Below are 1,713 nucleotides of genomic sequence, written 5' to 3'. Positions count from 1 at the left end.
GTGTGGTGTAGCGCGGTGGTTGGGCTGCTGTTGGTGGCAGCGCGGTCACCGTGTGATCCTTCGAGGAATCTCCTACAACCCACTCGAACGGAGTCATCACGATGACCGCTCCTCATATTGTCGACCCTGAGCGTCTTCTTGGCGAGGCTCTTTCTCAGGCCTCGCCAGACCTGATGCGTAGCCTGCTGCAGACGGTGATCAACTCCCTGCTGAGCGCCGAGGCTGATGCGGTGTGCGGTGCCGAGTACGGTCAGGCCAGCCCTGAGCGCCGGGTTCAGCGCAATGGCTATCGGCACCGGGACCTGGACACCCGGGTCGGCACGATTGACGTGGCCGTCCCCAAGCTGCGCACTGGCTCGTACTTCCCCGACTGGCTGCTTGAACGCCGTAAACGGGCCGAGTCCGCACTGATCACAGTGGTTGCCGACGCCTACCTGGCCGGGGTGTCCACGCGGCGCATGGACAAGCTGATAGGTACTTTGGGCATCAGCTCGCTGCCCGGAGTCACAGGTCTCACGTATGGCGGCTGAGCTCGACGAGCAGGTCGCCTCCTTCCGCAACCGGCCCCTGGGCGATGCAGGCCCATTCACCTTCGTGGCGGCCGATGCCCTGACATTGACAGGTCCGCGAAGGTGGTCGTGTGGTCAGCGCGGTGGTCCTGACCGCTACCGGGGTCAACGCTGATGGACATCGCGAGGTCTTAGGACTGCGGGTAGCCACCACCGAGAGCTCGGCGGCCTGGAACGGGCTGCTCGCCGACCTGGTGGCCCGGGGACTTACGGGGGTACGGCTTGTCACCTCTGACGCCCACACGGGCCTGGTTGAGGCTATCGCCGCGAACCTGCCCGGAGCGACCTGGCAGCGCTGTCGCACCCACTACGCCGCTAACCTGATGACAGTGGTTCCCAAGAGTCTGTGGCCCGCTGTCAAGGCCATGCTCCACTCGGTCTACGACCAGCCCGACGCAGCAGCCGTCGAGGCTCAGTTCGACCGCCTCCTGGACTATGTCCACACGATCCTGCCCGAGACTGCCGACCACCTCGAAGCCGCACGAGCCGACCTGCTGGCCTACCGCCGCCTTCCCTGTCGAGGTATGGAGACAGATCTGGTCCAACAACCCCCAAGAACGCCTCAACAGAGAGATCCGTCGCCGCACCGACTCAGTAGGGATCTTCCCCAACAGGGACGCCATTATCCGCCTGGTTGGCGCCGTCCTAGCAGAGCAGACCGATGAGTGGACCGAAGGACGCCGCTACCTCAGCCTCGACGTTCTCAACCGCAGCCGGAACCTACCCAACACCCCCTCTCTCACCACCTAACGACCACACTCCACGAAGACCTCTACACCACATCAAGAGACTTGACCGCGGTTCACCCCTCTTCCTGGACTCACCGGCCGATGCTCAGGCGTGTCATCTCTCCCCCACTTCGCGGGAGGTACCCCCTCCACCAACAGCATCGAGACTGCGAGCTACCAGCTGCGCAAAGATCACCAAGGAACCGCGGCCACTTCCCCTCCGATAAGGCGGTGACCTGAGCTGGCGAAAGCTGGCGATCTACGACACCCGTGGACAAACGAGCCCAAGAACGCGACAAAGACAAAGGACTGCCACCATCAAACCTGAGTTGCACAGTTTTTAGTGCCCTGTTGGGATGTTGAGGGTGGTGAGGATGTCTTCGGCTTGGGGGGTCAGGGGGTCGCGGCGGTGAGGT

General features: G+C 63.3%; 1 pseudogene. It reads left to right on the top strand.

Annotation, left to right across the window (positions count from 1 at the left end):
• Positions 1 to 101 precede the first annotated feature (101 nt).
• Positions 102 to 1,319, top strand: a pseudogene (locus HMPREF0975_RS15275) (IS256 family transposase).
• The last annotated feature ends 394 nt before the right edge of the window (positions 1,320 to 1,713 follow it).

Source organism: Actinomyces sp. oral taxon 849 str. F0330 (genome assembly GCF_000239715.1).
Lineage (GTDB): Bacteria > Actinomycetota > Actinomycetes > Actinomycetales > Actinomycetaceae > Actinomyces > Actinomyces johnsonii.
The sequence above is the reverse complement of the archived record's forward strand: the minus strand, read 5'-3'. Positions and strand labels throughout refer to the sequence as shown.